This is a genomic window from Finegoldia magna ATCC 53516, from assembly GCF_000159695.1.
GTDB lineage: Bacteria > Bacillota > Clostridia > Tissierellales > Peptoniphilaceae > Finegoldia > Finegoldia magna_F.
Genome location: NZ_CM000955.1, coordinates 161,903 through 181,284 on the forward strand (window position 1 = coordinate 161,903; position 19,382 = coordinate 181,284).

A 19,382-nucleotide genomic window follows, 5' to 3' on the forward strand; every position below is an offset into this window, starting at 1 on the left:
GAAACCTCTTACTTTCTACTTCTTAGAAGTTTTTCCATCATATCTTCTCCATAATCTTCATATACTTCCGTGCAGTTTTCTTTAACTATGTCATAAATCTCGTACCATAGAAGATTGGCCGTCTTTTGAAATTGTGAAGACATCTGTACAAAGGGAGAGGCAATAACTCCACCAGTTGTAGGATGCTTTCCTAAAAGTCCAAATTGACTTATTGCCTCTTCACATTGAATGTATCTTGCAAAAGCCTGGGAGTAGGATTCTAATAATCTTGGATTTACTAAGTTTTCACAGTTTCTCTGTTTTAGCCATCCCCAGGTCTCTTTATATATTTCATCAGCACCAAGTGGTATACCATTTTTTTGCTTTGCAGATAGATAGTCACTAGGAGCTGGCATATCCGTTCCATCAAGAACAGCACCGTCTGGTAAGTCAACTGCATCTATTTCTTCTGGAGTAAATGTTGGAATATCATTCATTAGTATTTCTACTTTTTTACCTTTTTCTATTTTTTCAGCAGCAGGCTGTGGTTTCCCTCCTGCTTTTACTCTTCTTCCACCTCTGTATGTTCCGTCTTTAGCGATAGTATCACCTCCTAGTTTATTATTTTCTTTAATAGGGCCTTTGAACCCGTTTTTTTGTGCGTGAGAGGGCGGCACCGTTGGTATGGAAATCAGCTTTTAAGGTAACGACTCCCCCTCCCCACGTAAAACTATCCTCCAAACCTATCTCCACTCTTTGCATGAATCTTTGAGTGACAAGATTTACAAAGACTCATAAGATTGTCTTCGTTATTAGTTCCACCACGAGAAAGAGGAAGTATGTGATGTACTTCCTCTACCTTTGTCATTCTATTCTCTTTTAAACACATCTCACAAAGTGGATGCTCTGCTACATATCTTTTTCTAATAATTCTCCACGTTTTTCCATAACGCTTATGAGTTTTAGGATCTCGTTTATATTTTTCATAGTTTCTGTTGTATTCTTTCTCATGTTTCTTACAGAATCGTCCATCAACTAATTCAGGACAACCTGGATGTGAACATGGTCTCTTAGGTTTTCTTGGCACTTTATCACTCCATAAAGAAAGCCCTGAAGATTTTATCTCCAAGGCTCGTTTTATTATTCTTTTGCTATTCTAACTATACTACAACTACTTACTCTCATTCTATCAACTTTACTCTCCACTTGACTTTTTTCTCAGAAGAAAATATAATTTAGTTAGAAAGTATGAATTTCTAACTAAGGAGGTTTTTTATGTTAGTTGAACTAAAAGCTAAATCACAAGTTACTATCCCAAAAGACATAGTAAACTCTATGGAATTAAATCAAGGCGACCAATTTGAAGTCATAGAAGATAACGGAAAAATTGTACTTGTTCCAGTTGCAATCTATCCAGAACACGTCATAAAAAATTTAAAAGCTGAAGTAAAAGAAATTAAAGAATCTATAAAAAATGGGACTCAACCTGTTTTTGATTCTATCGACTCTCTATTCGAGGAGTTAGACAAGTAATGTCCTATAAAATTACTTATTCGAAAGCCTTTAAAAAACATTACAAAAAACTATCTGATACTGAAAAGAAACAAACGAAAAAGAAACTTAAATTTTTCGTAGAAAATCCTACCCATCCATCTTTAAGAACTAAGAAAATACAAGGTACAGATGGAATATGGGAGTCCTCTGTTAACATGGATATTCGCATTATTTGGTTCTATGAAAACAATGAGCTGATATTCCTTTTAGATATTGGACACCATGATATCCTGGATAAGTTTTAAAATTAGTACTATAATAAAAACACGAATTGAAAACGAAAGTTTTGCGGGTGATGCATTGATGCGTCACCCGATTTTTTTATATCTCTATATTTTTCAAAGCCTTACTATGAAGTCTAAAGATATGTTGAATTGAGTAATTCATTTCAACTGCTATCTTCTCCCAAGATTCAAAACAAAGATATCTTTTTTCTAAAACCACTTGAAGTTCTTTATCTTCAATCTTTTTTATTGTTCTTACGATTTCTTTTTTCAAGTCTACCAACTTATCTATATCCCTATTGATTTCTTCTTGGAGATCTACAATCTTAATAATAGTATCCTCAAGTTTAGATGTTCCTCTATTAGGACTCTTAGGCATATCGGATAAGGTTGATGTAGCTTTTGTAGCTAGTGCATTGAGTGACTCAACTTGCTCCAGCTTGCTGTTAATTCTTTTGTCTAAATAAAAAGCTTGTTTTAAATATTCTTTTGCATTCATTTCTTACCTCCATATATTTTGAGGTAAGTTCTCTATAGAACCTCTACTCATTTTAGATTTGCTTTTACTGCATCTATAAGTGCAGCTTGTGTTTTATTCTTATTTTCCAACGCCTTCATCACATCTTCATCAATAGTTCCTTTAGCTAGGATATGATGAATCACAACTGTTTCTTTCTGACCCTGCCTATAGAGTCTGGCATTGGTTTGTTCATAAAGTTCTAATGACCATGTAAGGGAAAACCAAATAAGTGTTGAACCTCCAGCTTGTAGGTTAAGCCCATGACCAGCAGAAGCTGGATGAATAATGGCAACTGGAATATTACCTTGATTCCATTCTTTTAAGTCTTCACTTGCCTTAAGTTCTCTTACATCAAACCTATCTTTTATTCTTTTCAAATCTGACTTATACCAATAAGCTATTAATACTGGTTTACCATTTGCACCTTCTATTAAATCTTCCAAGGCATCAAGCTTTCTATCATGGATATGAATCATATTTTTATCTTCATCATAAACAGAACCCGATGCCATTTGAAGTAACTTATTAGAAAGGGCTGCAGCATTAACTGCATCTATATCTTTATCCTTAATACTAACGACCAAGTCTTTTTTTAAGGTTTCGTAGATATCTCTTTCTTTATCTGATAGATTTACAAAGACTTCATTATTTATCTTCTTTGGCATTTTTAGGTAATCTTCAGCTTTCATAGAAACTGTGATATCTGATATCTTTTCATAGATTGCATCTTCAGCAAAAGGAAGTGGCTTATAGGAATAAATGATTGGTCCGTTTCTCTTATCTGGTTTGAAGTATATTTCCCTGTACTGACCAATAAATCTTCCAAGTCTCTCTCCCATATCAAGCAGTCTAAACTCAGCCCATAAATCCATTAGACCGTTAGATGATGGAGTTCCAGTAAGACCAACTATTCTTTTTACCTTTGGTCTAACTTTCATCAAAGCTTTAAACCTCTTTGACCTATGAGATTTAAAGGATGATAGTTCATCAATTACGATCATGTCGTAGTTAAATGGTAGTTCGCTCTTATTTATTAACCAGTCTACATTTTCCCTATTGATTAGATAAATATCTGCTTGTTCTTCTAATGCTTTTATTCTTTCTTTTTCACTTCCTATGGCTACTGAATATTTTAAGATATCAAGGTGAGACCATTTTTCTATCTCTTCCTTCCAGGTATCTCTCGCAACCCTTAGTGGTGCTATGATTAAAACTTTAGAAATTTCAAAAGAATCAAAGAGTAAGTCTTTTATAGCCGTTAAGCTTATAACCGTCTTGCCGAGACCCATGTCCAGTAGAAGTGCTGATTCTTCATTTTCTTTAATAAACTCAGTAGCATATTTTTGATATTTGTGTGGAGTGTATTTCAATTAGTCACCTCCAATCCTCTTTATTATTTCATCAATGTTTTCTTTGGAATCAAGAACATAAACCTTAAAACCTAAGTTTTTAAATTGCCTTATTCTCTTTTTCTGGATTGGTCTTGGTTCTCCTCCAGGTCTTTTTGTTTCAACAAATCCAACCTTTCCTTTAGGAAGAAGTATTATCCTATCTGGTATTCCCGTCATTGAAGGAGATGTAAACTTAAGACATAGACCCTTATTCTCTTTTACTCTTTTAACAAGGGCAGATTCAATCTCTTTCTCTCGCAATTTTCATACTCCCTCCATGCGTTCTCAAAAGTCATCATACAATCATAACAAGCACCCTGGCTTTTTAAATAATTTTTAATCAGTCTTTTCCAGCCCTTAAATTTCCCTGTTTTATTTTTAGGAAAGTCTCTATCTTGCTTCATATCTCTTGCTAAATCTCCTCTTGGAGACTTTTCATTTAAGTGATTTTTCATCATGTAATTATAGAAATTCATAAATCCTCCATTTTTTTAAGTGTTGTATAGTGTAGCTTTATATAAACCTTTTACACGAGAGAATAAAAATAATATATAAAAGAAAGTAGGCTATAACTATTCACACCATACAAAATGCGTATATTAAGCCATTTTACTGTTAAGTCAAGTGTAAATAGTCATGTCTTTTTGTAGTTTAGTGTATACATTTTTCATTAATTAAGAAAAACTTTTTTCTCTACAATCATCTTTATTTAGCCTATAAATGCTACACTAAGATGCATTTATAAAAAGTCGTCTTCCGACTCCATTAAATCATTGATGGTTATACCACCCCATTCAATTCCCCTATTTGTCCTTTTCTTTTCATAACCTTCTGCTATAAGGGCTCGTGAAAAATCTCTATTATTCCTAATGTATTCTCCATTTGAACCAGCCCACTCACGATAAACTTGATATAACCTTGCACTCATTTCTTTATAATTTGTTCCTTTTATGCATTTATCTGAAATAAAATGGTTTATCCAGTCATTTTCTTCTTTATATGATTTTTTTGCATCATCTACTACATTACACTTTGGATATTTAAAGCCTGCATCTATATATTCTTTTGCTCCTTCAATCATCCACTGTAGAATTGCCTCACCTGCTTTTTCTAGGAGCTTATCTATATAGTCTGTCTTAGGATTTTTAATGGCGACAGAAAATGGAGCCACCACAATTCTTCTCCAGGTACCTCGATCATTAGATCCTACCTTTGGTAAATGATTTGTATAGAGAATAGTAGAATGCGTTGGCGTAAATGAAAATGGTGCATAGTATTTTCTTTCTGCTGAAATATCATCAACACTTGCTATCTGCTTTAGCATTGAACTTGACAGTCTTTGACCCTCTTCTGTTTCAGAGGCTAGAATAAATCTCTTACCACATAACTCTGCAAGATCAACCTTCACATTCTTTGCTCTTGTTGTTAAAGACTCAGCTGGGATTTTACCTGCATAGTCTCCAAGAACGTGAGCCTCTGAATTAAAGACTGTAGACTTCCCATTTCCTCCATCTCCATAAGCTATAAGGAGTGCTTCTTCATAAACATGACCTATTAATGTCGACCCTGCATGGAACTTTAAGAAATTAATAAACTCATCATCTCCACCAGTTACATCCCTTAAAGTAGCTATCCACATATCCATATTATCCTTACTTGGAGCTAGGGCAGTAATCTTCGCGCAATAGTAAGATGGGTCATGCTCTTTTATTTCACTTGTTTTTAAATCAATAACTCCAACAGGTGTATTTAAAATAAAAGCATCTGCATCAAGTTTTTCATTTTTAACTTCTAACAAAGACTTAGCTAGTTTTAATATTCCAGATACTTTTCCGTGGTCGTTCATTTTTTTAGCAAAATTGAGATAAGCTTTTGCACTATTTATTTTTAATTTTGCTTGTGCTTTTTCTTCCTTACTTCCCATCATTTCAGCATCTGCTAATTCTTGATAGGTCTCTTTAAATTCAATGCTTGCATTTTCTAAAACTTTTTTGGCAGTCTCCATATAAAGACTCATTACTTTTAGCTCAGAATCTTCCCACTTCTTGCCCGTCCAATAAAGCCAGCCTTGAGATATCGTGTAGATAGCTTTATCTTTGTTATGCTTAGTAAAGATTTCAGCCATTGCTATATCTGTAAGTTTCTCTGGCTTATATTCCTCATATCTTTCATTGTATTCTTCAGGTGGCACATAATCTTCACTTGCCGCCACCTTTTTATAGAACTTACAAGCTGACCTCCATATTTGTTCCAGTTCATCATCTGGGAGTGGTGGTGAACAAAGACTAGCTTTTTTATCAAATAGTTCTCTTGCCTCATCTGTATTTCCATATCGAATTAGAATCCTACCAGCAAAATGGTTCATAGTTGAATTTCTAGAGCCTTGCTGAATCAAGTCTTGAGAGTTATCAAAATCCTCAAAGTCGTCTTTTAGGATTTCTGTCACATATTTTCTCCCTCTAACTATTTCAACGGCAGGATTCTTAACTCCAAAGAAAAACCTCGCTCCATCTAAGGCATTCCCATCAAAAAAAGTATAAGTCTGCGCCAGCCTTTCTTTTATTCCTACATATTCAGCTAAATTTGTGATCTTAGGAATTGGGAAATATATGTGCATTCTTGGTCTTGCAGCTTTTCCATTTTTTTCTTTTCTATGGTTTCTGCTGTAAACTATGGCAAATTTAACTCCGTCAAAGATTCTTTTTAAATCATTAGCTGAAATCCAGTCATCTGGATTTTCTGAATGATCGTTGTCTATATCCATGGGAACACATTCCGACTCTATAAAATTATCATTGGACCTGTAGGAGTTTTTATACTTAGCCATTACATGATCAAAACTTGCGGCTTTCTCAAATGACCTAACATCTACTGCATTAACTTCATTTGGATAAACACAGTTTGACTCCACTCCCATTAAGTTTGAGGTGTATATTTTCAATTAGGATACCTCCTTTATATAACGAATCTTCATTTTTCTCTTCTTAGCAATTTTTATTTCTTCTGCCATTCCAGGACTTATATGATCACCAAAAGCCCAGACTTCTTCACATTTTCCAAGAAGGACATAATTAAAATGCATGGCAAGTCTTCTCTCACTTTCATCACTCATAAACTGAGGAAATAAAAGATGTGGTGCTATGGGAATATTTCCTTTATCTAAGGCATATCGAGAATACTTCTGTGCCTTGATGACATTATTTTCTAGATCTTCAGAAAATGGACTGCAGATATATACCAGGGGATAGTATCTCTTCTCTGCATTTTTAATTGCTTGATAAGGAGTGGGATCCTTGCACCCACTCCCGTTGTATAGTTCCTTATTCATAAATATCCCTCATTGTTTCACTACAAGTATTACAGCAAACTTGAGTAGAAAATAAATCGCCATCTTCCAATACTTTATTTAATTCTACTCGAACTTCTTTTCCACACTTTGGACAGGTGCAAAAGACATTCTCATCATTTATTTCAATGCTTATTTCCATAGAATCATTTATTTTTTCTTTAACATAAAACATGAATAACCCTCCATTAGTCTTTTTTATAAAATTCACTTTCAAATCCATCTGCATCTAAGATAAGTCCAGGTGCCCAACTAGGAACTAAAGACATAATTTGATTTATTTCTTCGATACTAGATGAATCACTTTCTATTACAACTTCATCATGAATATGCATGACGATATTAAATCCTTTTTTCTCAAGTCTCATCATAGCCTCTGCTAAAATATCTCTGGCTATTGCTTGAACTATATTTTCTACAAATTTTCCTCCGTAGGATTCTATCTTGTCCCACTTATTTCCTACTACGATTCCCTCATAGACTATTGACTCTCCACCAAATCGATTCGTCCCTATCTTTGCCTTTGGATAAGCAAGTCGTCTTTTTGAAGGAAGTTCTATGAAAAGAATGCCTTTTTCATAGCTAATAACTAGGCTCTTATATTTTTCTTTAGTTCTAGTCTTTACAACTCTTTTTACGACTGAATCTATATCCCACCACAAGCTTACGATGTTAGGATTAGCCTCTCGCCAGGAATCAACTATTGATTGAAGTTCATCTTCAGACAAACCCATCTCAATACCACCCATTGCTTTAAGAGCACCTAAGGCCCCTTGATAACCACAAGCTAAAGTCGCTATCTTTCCTTTTTGCCTGAGATGTCCATTAACTCCATGTTTTTCAACTGGCACTCCAAACATCCTCGATGCTGTTCTACAATAGATATCTTCTCCATTTTCAAAGGCATCCAATACCCATTGTTCTCCTGCAAGCCATGCAAGGACACGAGCCTCTATTGCTGAAAAGTCTGAAATAATAAACCTGGTGCCTTCTTTTGCTATAAAGGCTGTCCTTATTAATTGGGATAAAATATCAGAAGGAGATTCATAGAGAATTTCCATAGTTTCGTAATCTCTATTTTTTACAAGACTTCTAGCTAGGTCTAAATCTTTTAGATTGTTTCTCCTTAAGTTTTGAACTTGAATAAGCCTTCCTGAATATCTTCCAGTTCTATTTGCACCATAAAATTGGATCAGCCCTCTTGCTCGATTGTCTTTTCCTTTTACATTTTTCATAGCATCATATTTTCTAACTGAAGATTTAGATAATTCCTGTCTAAGTTCCAAGACCTCTTTTATATCTCCCTCAGTATTTTTAAGAGCAGATTCTACATCTTTTTTAGCTAAGGAGTCTATCTCTAAGCCTTTTTTATTAAGCCATTCTTTTAGCTGTAATGGAGAGTTTGGATTTTCAAGGCCAGTTAGTTCTATGGCTCTATCCATGTTTTCTTCTCGTAAGATTCCGTCAAATTTAATAGCTGAATCGACTAAAACTTCATCAATTAAAATTCCTCTATCGTTGATGTTTTGATCTATCCAGTAGTTTTCCCATTCTGAATGAGACATAGGAAAGGCTGATAGTTTTTTCTTAATAGCCATTTCTGTTTCCACATCTCTTTGGTTATATTCCTTAAATGTAGACCACTTTTCTAAATCATGATGTGATAGATTTCTTATCCTCATACCATTAGTCTTAGTTGGTTTGCAGGGAGTAGAAAAATATCTAATAAGGGCCTTGCCTTCATTCATCTTTTGCTTATCAAGTTTCAAAACCTCTCCTACTTTTTCAAGCGATAGAGGTAACCCTAGATAGGCTGACCAAATCATAGTGCAGTACCAACCTTGAGGTTTTAGTCTCTTACCTAAAAACCTAGATAGACACACCCTTTCAAAATTTGCATTAAAGGCCCACTTTTCTACGTTTTCATCACTAAGGGCTGACAATATTTCTTCAGGAATAATCTCTCCATTTGCCAAATCTATGACCTTAACTTCTCCATCATTAATAGAATAGGCAAAGAGGAGGATTTCAAAATCCTCACTCTCGGCATATTTGTATACACCACTTTTGCCTAAATCAACTGAAGAATAGGTCTCAAGATCTATGGACAATTTCTTCATAGCTATCACTAAGCTTTGTTAATTCTGCTAAATTATTTTTTCTATCTTCTTTTATTTGCTTTTCTATTTTTCTGATATCTCTATCTAGTTCTTTTAGCTGAGCTTGTAAAAATCCAAGCTTATACCATAAAAAGGACCAAATAGCTAAAACTATTGCTGTAATTAAATAGTCCATTTCTACCTCCTATGCTAAGAAATCTTCATCATCGTCCATAGCATCAAAGTCATCTGCTGCATTAGACCTATTTCCTAAAGGTTGACCATCTCTTAGTTTTTGAATATTTCCAAGGCCAACGGCCACTCCTTTATTACCATTTACATTGTAGGCGTAGAAGTTAAGAGATACCCTCGCATAAACTCCTGAGTAGACTTCACTTCTATCAAGAATAGGTTCTACATTTCTATCCACAATTTGAGGTGCTGTCATAGAGTTGGCATTTAAGAAGTATGCATCTGCATAAGCCTCATCATCTTTTTCTGTGTCACCATCTCTTAATGGAAGTTTGATAGCTTTCTTATTTGGTTTCTTTCCATTGAATTTAGAAAGTCCTTCATCAATAGCAGCATCTACTGCTTTTTCAATTTTCTCAATTGTCTTTTGGTCGCTCTTTGGGATAATGACAGATACTGAGTATCTTTCTTTACCACCATTGATTGACTTTGGTTCCCATCCGTTAAAATATGATAATCTAACTTCACCTGTAATTACTTTTGTTTTATTTTGCATTATTAAATCCTCCAAATTCTTCTTTCACATTTTCAATTACAACTTCTTCTCTTTTATCATTAATGTTCACTAAGGTAAGTTTGCCTTTTGGTTTTTCTAATAAGTCGCTGATATTTTCATCAAAGACTTTCTTACCTAGTAACTTAGTCATAGCTGTAATGCCAAGTAACTTCTCTTCAAAGGGATTAAATCCCAGTTCTTTTACTTTTTTTACAACTTCATCTTCATCTCGGTATTTTCTATTAGACCTACCTTCGACAAGTTTTAGATCCTTCCATCTATGACCCTTCATTGCTCTTTCTAAAGCGTAAGCCTTGATATCTTTGACCCATTGTTCCAGTTCGTCTAATCTTGGTAGAATCTCTTCAATTTCATCATCAGATAGTTCTGGTGGTAGGATAAATTCTTCTTGTGCCAGTTTTAGGTTTTCTTCTGCCCTTTTCCTACATTTATTCTTAGCTTTACAGAAGATGCACCATTCTCCACAAGAGAATTCCCCCTCGCCTTTATATGCTTTCTCAGCAATCTCTCGTACAGATTCTCCCCACTCATATAGTTCTGTCTTTTTAATTTCATAAGTTGATATGTTACATCTTCTTGGTTGATAGATGTGAAGTATTACATTTTCGATATCATAAATTCCATCAAAGAGAATTAGAGCACCAAGCCCATATAACATTAGTTGAGTATTTTCCCTAGCATCTACTAAAACTCCCTGACCATACTTTAGATCTATTACATGAAGTTCTTTTCCTCCAACAACTACACAGTCAGCAGTTCCAAAGGACTCCTTAACATAGTCTGATAGGTCAAGTCTTTCTTCCACAAAGACGGCTGGGCTTTCGTACCTACTTATTACTTCTGTCACATATGAAGCATATCCCTCAGTTAGCTCATCCATTTCCTCATCATAAAAATCTAAATCCTCTGTCGGGTCTTTAGTATCTAAACCTAATAACTTCTTTAGTTTATATTCTGCTAAGGCATGAGCCGATGTGCCTTCAAGTGCATAAGGACTAACCTCATCTTCATATTTTTCAGAAAGCCTAACGCTTGGTGGACAGTGAATCCACCTATTAGAAGATGATGCTGATAGTATTGCGTGAGCACCCATTACAACTTCTCCACGTCTGCTACCAAGTCTTTATAGTTACTTGGTTCAATCTCAGATAACTTTTTAGCTCCATACTTTTCTAAGAGTTCTCTTATCTTAGCTGTATGGCCTAATCTTGATTTGTCGGCTAGTATCTTTCTAACATCTTCAATCTCATAGGTCTTTTCTTCTTGTTTTGCCTTCTCTTCTTTAGGTAGTTCCTCATCACTTTCTAGTGCTGTTAGAAGGACACCTATACTAGATGCAAGATTCTCTGCATCTTCTTTGATTTCCATTAGTAGCTTTATTCTTGGCACTTTTTTCTCCTTTCTCTGGTTGCATTAATTCCATAGCTATCTTCTTGGCAACAATTGAGATGGCTATTAAACTTTCTGCCATCTGTTCGTTTTTTACTAAGTCCACTTTGTTCCTCCTTTCATACTCCTTGGGACATTCATTAAATTTTTGAGTAAGATTTCTCCTCTCATACTCCTTAGGACATTTGCCTTCATTTTGAGTAAGTTGTATCTCCTCATACTTCTTAGGACATCCTGTTTGTATTTGAGTAAGACTTCTTCCCTCATATTCCTTAGGACATCTAGTAAGTTTTTGAGTAATTATTTTTTCCAGGGTCTTAATTTTTCTTGAATCTTTGGTAAATGCTTATTTTTGATGTTATTAACTGTTTTTTGGGATATTCCTACTACTTCTGCGACTTCTCTTTCTTTCATTTCGTAGAGGAAAAGTAGTTTTAGAACTTTTTTATCTCTTTCAGAAAATTCACTAATGACTTCTAAGAATGCTTCTTCTAAAAGTTTGTACGTTACTATTTCCTCAGTATTTTTAACGCTAGTTACTTCAAAGTCGTATTCTTCTTCAGCAACATCAAGGGATAAGGGAAGACCATATTCTTTTGTTTCGACAAAGCCTGTTTCTAAACTTCCTGCTTGGACGTAGTTTCCATTTTTCTCAGCCACTGTTTTAATTCTGTCTTTATCTTGTAGTTCTTCTAAATTCTTGTAGGCTCTTTGGATTCTCTTTTTTTCTCTCCAGATTGGTTTCATATATTCTTTGTAGACTTCTTCACTAACTTCGATTTCTTTGCCATTTATTTCTAAATATCTTTTCTTTGCCATCTTTTGCCTCCTTGCAAAATCTCTAGATCCGCAAGAAGGCCATCCGTAAAAACAAAAAAAGACGGCAATAGAAAACCATGATTTGGTTTTCCGACTGCCGTCTAGCGTTCTTGCGGATATCTTTTACTTATTTAAAATTTTAATTTCGCCTTTAACTACATAGGCTATGGTTGTACTTTTACCTCGCCTGATAGTTAGCTTTTTCTTGTCTTCACTAATATCACAGACTCTTTTTCCTTCTTTGTTTCTTATTTCTATAGGATCACCTCCTTAATATAAAAATAGCCAGATGAGTTTCCTTTTGAATACTCATCCGGCCATTTGATAGTTACATTTACTTCTTTGCTCGGTATGGTTTTTTCTTATTTTTGTTTGATATTTCCAGTGTTGAGATTTTCCCACAGTGTGGACATTTTGCTGCTATCTCTATTTTCTCTAAAGGAATTCTTGATACATCAAAAAATCTCTTTTTACAGACTGGACATGCCATTTGTTCCATAATACCTCCTTATCTTTCCTTGTTAGCTTCTTTGCTAATTTCTTTCTTAAAAAAATATAGCTAAGCTATATTTTAAAAACTAAATTCGTTATATAGTTCTTTTGTTAATTCAAAGTCATTAGGTGCATAGCCTAATACTTTTAATCGAACTAATGCTGCTGTTTTTGATACTTGGAATTGCTCTGATACTTTCATGATGAAATCAAATAGATAAGTCTCATCCTTAATGTGCTTATCATAACCTAGATAGTATAGATACTTTATAATCGCTTTTTTATTCATCAAAAGACAAGAAGCAAATGTGTTTGCCTGCCATTCTATTGTATCCATAAATCCCCAGCGTTTATTTTTCTTCTTATTAACATCGCCAGTTCTACAAGCTAGTGACGCAGGCTTTTCTTCTTCATTAAAAAAAGTTAGTTGGTTTGGATCTCTATAGAATACACACGGATGAATTACACCATGGCCACATTCATGAGCTAGGGTAAATCTTCTAAATCCTTTATCTCTTGGATTGTCCAATTGCTTATCTATTAGAATAGTATTGGCTCTATCTGTAAGATATTCTAGTTCCCATTGCCCAGTTTCAACATTTGGTATTAGGCTTTTCATTGTTCGTATTACTTGGTCATCATTAAAGACCATCATCCCTGCATAGCATCCGTTATGAGATAAGTAGGCATATTCAACATTAAACCCTAAATCAAATTCTGCCAGTCCCTCAATATCTACTGCTTCAAAATTCTCGATTGCAGAAGGACAATATTTATTGAGAATTTGCTCGGTCAGTGATTCAATTTGATCTAAAGTGATAAATGGAGCACCTGTACTTGATTTGTTGAAGTTATATTGATACATGCCTACCTCTCTTTTTCAATTTCTTCAATGAATTTTATCCACTCTTCTTCTTTAACATCTAAGTCTCTAGCCTTTCTCAAAGCTACGCTTAAGCCTTTAGTCTTTAAAATATACTCTGGCAAATCAGGTGCCACCGTATTTCTTTGCTTTCCAGCTAAATCCATCATAATGGATGATTCTTCTTCATCCAAGTTTAATATTTTAGCAATTTGGTTCAACCTATCTAAGTCAAAAGAATCTCTTTTTCCTTTCTCTACATCGCTTAGATACGGTGAGGAAATATTAAGCCTGTCCGCCATATCCTTTAAGGTGATTCTTAAATCCTTTCTCTTCTGAGAAATAAAATCCCCAAAAGTCAGTTCGTGATTGTTCATGATTACCTCCTATTACTTTATTAGCTAATATGCTAACTTGTTTATATTTTACAACTTATTAATTGATGTGTCAAGTCCTAATATCTATTCTGTTCACTCTCCCTATAAATATCTATCCTGCCTACACACCCCTACGATTTTTACTATTGATATGTTCCCACAAGGTGTTTTCCAAATAAAAAAATGGCTTTTAAGATTTCTTCTAAAATCCTAAAAGCCATTGATTTCAACAGTCTTATAGCTTGTTATTCTATTTTCTTGACATCAATACTACACTCTCCACGTGCATTGTCTTCGCGAACATATCCACCAATTTGACATCTATGACTGCAAATCCGTTTTCTGTTAACATCTTCAAATCTCTTGCTAGTGTTGCAGGGTCACAGGAGATGTAGACGAGTTTTTTTGCTGTGGATTTTATTATTGCGTCGACTACTTTCTCGTCCATTCCTTTTCGTGGTGGGTCGACGAGGATTATATCGAAGTGTTCTTGTGTGAGTTTTCCTACGACGTTTTCTGATTTTTCTTCAATAAACTGAATGCTTTCCAGGTTGTTTAGTTTTTTGTTTTCGTTAGCATCTTTTACTGCATCTTTTACGACTTCGACTCCGATTGTGTTGTTGCCATTTCCAATGTACATTGTTGTGGTTCCGATTCCGCAATATAAGTCCAATATTCTGTCATTTGCCTCTGCATTCATCATTTGTTTTGCTGTGTCGTAGAGCAAACTTGTGTTGTATTTGTTTACTTGGAAGAATGATTTAGGGCTTATTATGAATGATAAATCTCCAATTTTATCCACAAATTGTTTCTTCCTATAAATCAAATCAAAGTTTTTATTTTTCGCATAAATTTCTACGATGCTTTCTACAGATTTTAAATTTTCTAGCAATTGATCTGATAAATAATCCATGGAGATTTGGATTTCGTCGTTGTAATTGGATCTGATTTTGATTTCCGACACGCCATTCAAATCCTGATTTTCCAGCCAATTTATCATTTGATTGATTGCTTTTGATGCGATTTTGCAAGTGGATATTTGTGTTAGGTTGTGTGTTTTTCTGTTGTAATATCCAAGTTTTCCATTTTCCACTTTCAAATCTACTTTATTTCTGTAATAATATTCAGCGTTTGTGAGTATGTCGACATCTTTTACATCTAGTTTCGCGATTCTTTGCAATTTGTTGAGTACAGAATTTTTTTTGATTTCCAACTCTTTTTCATATGTAATGTCTTGCATGCTGCATCCGTCACATTCGTAGTAATGTGGGCAGAGCGGTTCTTGTTTATGAGGTGATTGTTGTATTGTTTTTGTTTTTGTTGCAAATATCAAATTCTTTTTTTCTTTTATTTTCTTTGCTTCGATTATTTCTCCGACACTTCCTCCATCTACGAATACTGTTTTTCCTTCGTATTTCGCGACACATCTTCCGTCATCTATCATATCTATTATTTCTAATTTCATTTAATCACCTCTTTATCTTTTTATTATATCAAATTTGGATGTAAAAAAGATTGGGACCAATTAATCCCAATCTCTATTTTCGCTATTTTCTTTCAAATTGCGCGTTGTATAATTGTGCGTAGAATCCGTCTTGTGCTAATAATTCGTCATGTTTTCCTTTTTCTACGATGTCTCCGTCTTTCATTACAAGTATCAAATCTGCGTTTTTGATTGTGGATAATCTGTGCGCGATTACAAATGATGTTCTTCCTTTTGCAAGTTCGTCCATTGCATCTTGAACGATTATTTCAGTTCTCGTATCCACGGAGCTTGTGGCTTCATCTAGTATCAACATTGGCGCGTGACTTACCATTGCACGTGCGATTGTGAGTAGTTGAAGTTGTCCTTGAGATAATGATTGTTTATCGTTTAAAATAGTGTCATATCCATTTGGAAGTGTTCTGATAAAGTGATCCAAGTTTACGCGTTTGCACACGTCAATCAATTCTTCATCAGTTATATCTTTTTCTCCGAATGTGATGTTTTCTCTTACACTTGCTTCAAATACCCAAGAATCTTGTAATACCATGCAGAATTGGTCTCTCAAATTCTCTCTAGATAAGTTTTTCGTATCAATTCCGTCTACCAATATTTGTCCGTTGTTTATTTCGTAAAATCTCATTAATAGATTTACAATCGTAGTCTTTCCAGCTCCAGTTGGTCCAACGATGGCGATTTTTTCTCCTGGATTTACTTTTACGCTGAAATCTTTGATGATGATTTTTTCAGGATCATATCCAAATCTAACGTCTTTGAATTCGACTTCGCCTTTTGCTCTGTCGAGTTTTTCAGTTACGTTTTCTTCTTCTAATTCTTTTTCGTTCAAAAATTCGAACACTCTCTCCCCTGCCGCTGCAGCTCTTTGCAATGTATTGAAGCTTTGTGCGATATCTGATAATGGATTGGTGAACAATCTCACATAAATCATAAACGCTACTATTACACCGAATGATATCTTGCCATTTATTGCCAATGCGCCACCGACTATGCAGACCATAACGTACGAAAAGTTTCCTGCAAATTGCATAATAGGCATCATTAGTCCTGACAAGAATTGCGATTTCCATGCGCTTGTGTAAAGTTGTGTATTCATTTGTTCAAATTCATCTATCACACGTTCACCAGCGTTGTATGCTTTGATTACGTTGTGACCAGTGTACACTTCTTCGATTTGTCCGTTGATATCACCTAAGTTTTGTTGTTGTGCTTTGAAATATTTTTGTGATTTTTTCATTATTATTGTGATGAACACAAACCCTACAAGTGATGACAATATCGTAGTTATCGTTAAAATCCCTGAATTGTAGATCATCATTACAAGTGTTCCTAAAAGCATTACAATACTTGTCAACAACGTTCCTATTGATTGGTTCAAGCTTTGGCTGATGGTGTCGACATCATTTGTAACCCTACTTAGAATGTCTCCGTAAGTTGTGTTATCAAAATAGCTAAATGGCAATTTGTTGATTTTGACTGCAATTTTTTCTCTGAATGATTTGGAGATTTTTTGCGTAACATCTGCCATGATAAATCTTTGCAACAAATTCAGCAATAAAGACGATCCATAAAATATTACAAGCATTATTGTAATAGATTTGACATTATCCATATTGATTGAAGCCAAAACAGGCTTTCCTTTGACCATTTTAGGAAGTCCTTTTGTGATTTCGTCTGTAATGAGTTTTAGCTTATCTGGTCCAATTATTTGCAAAATCGTCGCTATTACGCTTGCTACAACTGCTATCAATATCAATGGAAAATAAGGTTTCAAATACCTTGCCATTTCTTTTAATGTTTTTTTGAATTTTTTCGGTTTTTCATTTACAGTTTGTCTAGGCATTTAATTCCTCCTCTGTTAATTGCGAGTAGGCTATTTCCTTGTAAACTTCACAATTTTGTAATAAATCCTTGTGTTGACCAATTCCAGCTATTTGTCCGTTTTCAAGTACGATTATTTGATCTGAATCCATGATTGATCCCACTCTTTGTGCGACAATAATTGTCGTGGCATCAGGGTTGTTTTCTCTCAATTGATGTCTAAGTTCACTGTCTGTTTTGAAATCAAGAGCGGAAAAACTATCATCAAACAAGAATATATTTGGTTTTTTGTAGACTGCCCTTGCAATGGATAATCTCTGCTTTTGTCCACCAGAAACATTCTTGCCTAATTGCGCGATTTCGTGGTCAAATTTTTCGTCAAATTTTTCAATAAATTCCATAGATTGTGAAGTATCTGCAGCTTCTTCGACTTTTTCAGTATCCACACCATCTTCTGAAAATGAAATGTTCGATTTTACATTTCCTTTGAATAGGAATGATTTCTGTAGAACTGCACCTATTTTTTCGTACAAAAATTTAAGCTTATACTTTCTAATGTCGATTCCTTGGATTTTTACAACGCCTTCAGTTGCATCATAAAATCTCAAAAGCAAATTCAAGATAGTGCTTTTACCAGATCCTGTGGAACCTATTATAGCTACCTTTTCTCCTTTTTTCACCCTAAAATCAATATCCTTTAAAATATATTGCTCAGAATCTGTGTATTTGAAAGATACATTGTCAAACTCAATTTCATATTCGTAATCTTCATTTGATGTGTCAATATCTCCATCTTTAATTGAAAGTTCTGTATCCAACACTTCGTTGATACGATTTGCAGAGATTTGCGCTCTTGGAATCATGATGAAAATCATGCTCATCATCATAAATGACATGATAACTTGCATTGCATAAGAACTGAACACAACCATGTCTGAGAACAAAACGTATTTGTCCATCATCCCTGCGGCGTTGATAAGTCCTGCTCCGATAAAATAAATTACCAACGTCAAAATCGACATGCTGAAGTTAATCATTGGAAAAAGAGTTGACATCGCACGACTTGTGAATAATTGTGTGCTAGTTAACTCTTCATTCGCTTCGTCAAATTTATTTTCCCTGTATTCTTCAGAATTATATGCTCTGATTACAGCAAGTCCTGTCAAGTTTTCACGCAAAATCCTGTTGATATTGTCGGTCAAAGTTTGCATCATTCTGAAATTCGGCATAACCAAAACCATCAATATAGCTACAAAAATTATCAATATCACAACAGTTACAGCAGTTGCCATTGTCCATTCAAATCCCTTGTTGTAGATTTTCGTAATCGCCCACACAGCCATGATAGGAGCTTTTACTAATATTTGTAAACCTATCACTATTACCATTTGAATTTGCGTAATATCATTCGTAGATCTAGTTATCAAACTAGCAGTGGAAAATTCATTGATTTCTTTCATGGAAAAACTTTCCACCTTAGAAAAAATTCTAGACCTCAAATCTTTAGAAAATGACGCCGATACCTTCGACGCCAAATATCCTACGATAATTGCTGAAATTAAAGATCCGAATGCACACAAAAGCATCCATTTTCCTTCGCCGATAATATCACTTACAGTATGACCCGGACTTTCCACATACATCGTGATTTTCGACATATAATCCGGAATTTTCAAATCCAAATACACTTGAGTAACGATAAACACAAAACTCAAAAGTATCTGCATCCATTGTTTTTTATTCAAATATCTAATTATTTTTATCAAAATTATCATCCATTTCTTTAAATTTATCTTCGCAAATCTTGCTTATCTTTGGCAGATTTTTAATAAGCTTGTCGATTATTCTGACGAAATTTTCGGAATCTTCTTCTCCCAAAGCATCAAACATTTGACCAAGAGCATACATTATCTTGTCCTCAGTTTCTTGGGCGACTTTTTCTCCTTTTTCAGTTAAACTTACCAAAGTTTTTCTTCTGTCGATTTTATCTCCAGTTCTTGTTACAAGTTCGCGTTGTTCCAATTTTTTAATAATAGCTGCAACTCTCGCGCTGGAAATCCCCATAGCAAGTTCGATTTCTTTCGGATAAGTCGAACCGCCTTCCGATTTGATAAATCCCAAAGCCATGTTTTCTCCTCTGACAGAATCGTTGATTTGTTTGTGAGGATGATGCTTTCCAATGCTGTGCACGCATCTTATAACTTCTTTTGCTAATTTTTCATTCATAATATCACCTTTT

25 protein-coding genes are annotated in these 19,382 nt (G+C 34.5%); 2 read left to right on the forward strand and 23 right to left on the reverse strand.

The annotated features are described in order from the left end of the window. Positions 1 to 8 precede the first annotated feature (8 nt). Together HMPREF0391_RS00730 and HMPREF0391_RS00735 are read right to left on the reverse strand one after the other, a co-directional pair. Positions 9 to 581, reverse strand: coding sequence for a P27 family phage terminase small subunit (locus tag HMPREF0391_RS00730; protein ID WP_219306823.1), 573 nt, complete (start codon positions 579 to 581; stop codon positions 9 to 11). 128 nt (positions 582 to 709) lie between these two features. Continuing rightward, a complete protein-coding gene (locus tag HMPREF0391_RS00735) occupies positions 710 to 1,066 on the reverse strand; it encodes an HNH endonuclease (protein WP_035109043.1) in 357 nt (118 codons plus the stop codon). Positions 1,067 to 1,254: 188 nt separating this feature from the next. On the opposite strand from HMPREF0391_RS00735, the gene HMPREF0391_RS00740 reads away from it, so the two are divergent. Further along, the gene (locus HMPREF0391_RS00740) at positions 1,255 to 1,512 is read left to right on the forward strand and encodes an AbrB/MazE/SpoVT family DNA-binding domain-containing protein (RefSeq protein ID WP_002834889.1); all 258 of its coding nucleotides are present in this window, start codon (positions 1,255 to 1,257) and stop codon (positions 1,510 to 1,512) included. Beyond that, complete coding sequence (locus HMPREF0391_RS00745) at positions 1,512 to 1,778, forward strand: type II toxin-antitoxin system YafQ family toxin (protein WP_002834890.1); 267 nt, start codon at positions 1,512 to 1,514, stop codon at positions 1,776 to 1,778. The genes HMPREF0391_RS00740 and HMPREF0391_RS00745 overlap by 1 nt, the downstream gene beginning before the upstream one ends. A 76-nt stretch (positions 1,779 to 1,854) precedes the next feature. On the opposite strand, the gene HMPREF0391_RS00750 is transcribed toward HMPREF0391_RS00745, so the two are convergent. The 21 genes from HMPREF0391_RS00750 to HMPREF0391_RS00840 form a co-directional block, all read right to left on the reverse strand. Next, the gene (locus HMPREF0391_RS00750; protein WP_002834892.1) at positions 1,855 to 2,256 is read right to left on the reverse strand and encodes a DUF1492 domain-containing protein; all 402 of its coding nucleotides are present in this window, start codon (positions 2,254 to 2,256) and stop codon (positions 1,855 to 1,857) included. Positions 2,257 to 2,303: 47 nt separating this feature from the next. Then, positions 2,304 to 3,647 carry a DEAD/DEAH box helicase gene (locus HMPREF0391_RS00755; RefSeq protein ID WP_002834893.1) on the reverse strand — a complete coding sequence of 448 codons (1,344 nt, stop codon included), beginning with the start codon at positions 3,645 to 3,647 and terminating at the stop codon, positions 2,304 to 2,306. Continuing rightward, positions 3,648 to 3,929 (reverse strand): VRR-NUC domain-containing protein, encoded by a 282-nt coding sequence (locus tag HMPREF0391_RS00760; protein ID WP_035109044.1) that lies wholly within the window; start codon positions 3,927 to 3,929, stop codon positions 3,648 to 3,650. Then, positions 3,887 to 4,144 carry a sterile alpha motif-like domain-containing protein gene (locus HMPREF0391_RS00765; RefSeq protein WP_035109046.1) on the reverse strand — a complete coding sequence of 86 codons (258 nt, stop codon included), beginning with the start codon at positions 4,142 to 4,144 and terminating at the stop codon, positions 3,887 to 3,889. The genes HMPREF0391_RS00760 and HMPREF0391_RS00765 overlap by 43 nt, the downstream gene beginning before the upstream one ends. Positions 4,145 to 4,407: 263 nt before the next feature. Further along, positions 4,408 to 6,609, reverse strand: coding sequence for a phage/plasmid primase, P4 family (locus tag HMPREF0391_RS00770; RefSeq protein WP_002834898.1), 2,202 nt, complete (start codon positions 6,607 to 6,609; stop codon positions 4,408 to 4,410). Continuing rightward, positions 6,610 to 6,996 carry a DUF4406 domain-containing protein gene (locus HMPREF0391_RS00775; RefSeq protein ID WP_002834899.1) on the reverse strand — a complete coding sequence of 129 codons (387 nt, stop codon included), beginning with the start codon at positions 6,994 to 6,996 and terminating at the stop codon, positions 6,610 to 6,612. After that, positions 6,989 to 7,189: a hypothetical protein gene (locus tag HMPREF0391_RS00780; protein WP_004835125.1), complete on the reverse strand. Its 201-nt coding sequence runs from the start codon at positions 7,187 to 7,189 to the stop codon at positions 6,989 to 6,991. Before HMPREF0391_RS00780 ends, HMPREF0391_RS00775 begins: the two co-directional genes overlap by 8 nt. A gap of 13 nt (positions 7,190 to 7,202) precedes the next feature. Beyond that, positions 7,203 to 9,134 carry a DNA polymerase gene (locus tag HMPREF0391_RS00785; RefSeq protein ID WP_002834901.1) on the reverse strand — a complete coding sequence of 644 codons (1,932 nt, stop codon included), beginning with the start codon at positions 9,132 to 9,134 and terminating at the stop codon, positions 7,203 to 7,205. Beyond that, positions 9,109 to 9,309 carry a hypothetical protein gene (locus HMPREF0391_RS00790; RefSeq protein ID WP_002834902.1) on the reverse strand — a complete coding sequence of 67 codons (201 nt, stop codon included), beginning with the start codon at positions 9,307 to 9,309 and terminating at the stop codon, positions 9,109 to 9,111. Before HMPREF0391_RS00790 ends, HMPREF0391_RS00785 begins: the two co-directional genes overlap by 26 nt. Positions 9,310 to 9,318: 9 nt before the next feature. Continuing rightward, a complete protein-coding gene (locus HMPREF0391_RS00795; protein WP_002834903.1) occupies positions 9,319 to 9,861 on the reverse strand; it encodes a DUF2815 family protein in 543 nt (180 codons plus the stop codon). Further along, entirely contained in the window at positions 9,851 to 10,975 is a 1,125-nt protein-coding gene (locus HMPREF0391_RS00800; protein WP_002834904.1) for a DUF2800 domain-containing protein, read from the reverse strand. The genes HMPREF0391_RS00795 and HMPREF0391_RS00800 overlap by 11 nt, the downstream gene beginning before the upstream one ends. After that, a complete protein-coding gene (locus HMPREF0391_RS00805; RefSeq protein ID WP_035109048.1) occupies positions 10,975 to 11,271 on the reverse strand; it encodes a hypothetical protein in 297 nt (98 codons plus the stop codon). Before HMPREF0391_RS00805 ends, HMPREF0391_RS00800 begins: the two co-directional genes overlap by 1 nt. After that, a complete protein-coding gene (locus HMPREF0391_RS09395) occupies positions 11,213 to 11,377 on the reverse strand; it encodes a hypothetical protein (protein ID WP_002834906.1) in 165 nt (54 codons plus the stop codon). Before HMPREF0391_RS09395 ends, HMPREF0391_RS00805 begins: the two co-directional genes overlap by 59 nt. 194 nt (positions 11,378 to 11,571) lie before the next feature. Then, positions 11,572 to 12,090, reverse strand: a complete 519-nt coding sequence (locus HMPREF0391_RS00810) for a sigma-70 family RNA polymerase sigma factor (protein ID WP_002834908.1) — start codon at positions 12,088 to 12,090, stop codon at positions 11,572 to 11,574. Between the two features lie 334 nt (positions 12,091 to 12,424). Further along, positions 12,425 to 12,589: a hypothetical protein gene (locus HMPREF0391_RS09465; protein WP_002834910.1), complete on the reverse strand. Its 165-nt coding sequence runs from the start codon at positions 12,587 to 12,589 to the stop codon at positions 12,425 to 12,427. 72 nt (positions 12,590 to 12,661) lie between these two features. Beyond that, a complete protein-coding gene (locus HMPREF0391_RS00815) occupies positions 12,662 to 13,447 on the reverse strand; it encodes an ImmA/IrrE family metallo-endopeptidase (RefSeq protein WP_002834912.1) in 786 nt (261 codons plus the stop codon). 2 nt (positions 13,448 to 13,449) lie between these two features. Further along, complete coding sequence (locus tag HMPREF0391_RS00820; protein ID WP_002834913.1) at positions 13,450 to 13,821, reverse strand: helix-turn-helix domain-containing protein; 372 nt, start codon at positions 13,819 to 13,821, stop codon at positions 13,450 to 13,452. A gap of 250 nt (positions 13,822 to 14,071) precedes the next feature. Next, entirely contained in the window at positions 14,072 to 15,286 is a 1,215-nt protein-coding gene (gene rlmD / locus HMPREF0391_RS00825) for a 23S rRNA (uracil(1939)-C(5))-methyltransferase RlmD (RefSeq protein WP_002834914.1), read from the reverse strand. An 82-nt stretch (positions 15,287 to 15,368) separates the two neighbouring features. Then, on the reverse strand, positions 15,369 to 17,165 hold the full coding sequence (locus tag HMPREF0391_RS00830; RefSeq protein ID WP_002834916.1) for an ABC transporter ATP-binding protein: 1,797 nt from the start codon (positions 17,163 to 17,165) through the stop codon (positions 15,369 to 15,371). Continuing rightward, positions 17,158 to 18,918 carry an ABC transporter ATP-binding protein gene (locus HMPREF0391_RS00835; RefSeq protein ID WP_002834918.1) on the reverse strand — a complete coding sequence of 587 codons (1,761 nt, stop codon included), beginning with the start codon at positions 18,916 to 18,918 and terminating at the stop codon, positions 17,158 to 17,160. Before HMPREF0391_RS00835 ends, HMPREF0391_RS00830 begins: the two co-directional genes overlap by 8 nt. Next, the gene (locus HMPREF0391_RS00840) at positions 18,893 to 19,369 is read right to left on the reverse strand and encodes a MarR family winged helix-turn-helix transcriptional regulator (protein ID WP_002834919.1); all 477 of its coding nucleotides are present in this window, start codon (positions 19,367 to 19,369) and stop codon (positions 18,893 to 18,895) included. Before HMPREF0391_RS00840 ends, HMPREF0391_RS00835 begins: the two co-directional genes overlap by 26 nt. Between the last annotated feature and the right edge of the window lie 13 nt (positions 19,370 to 19,382).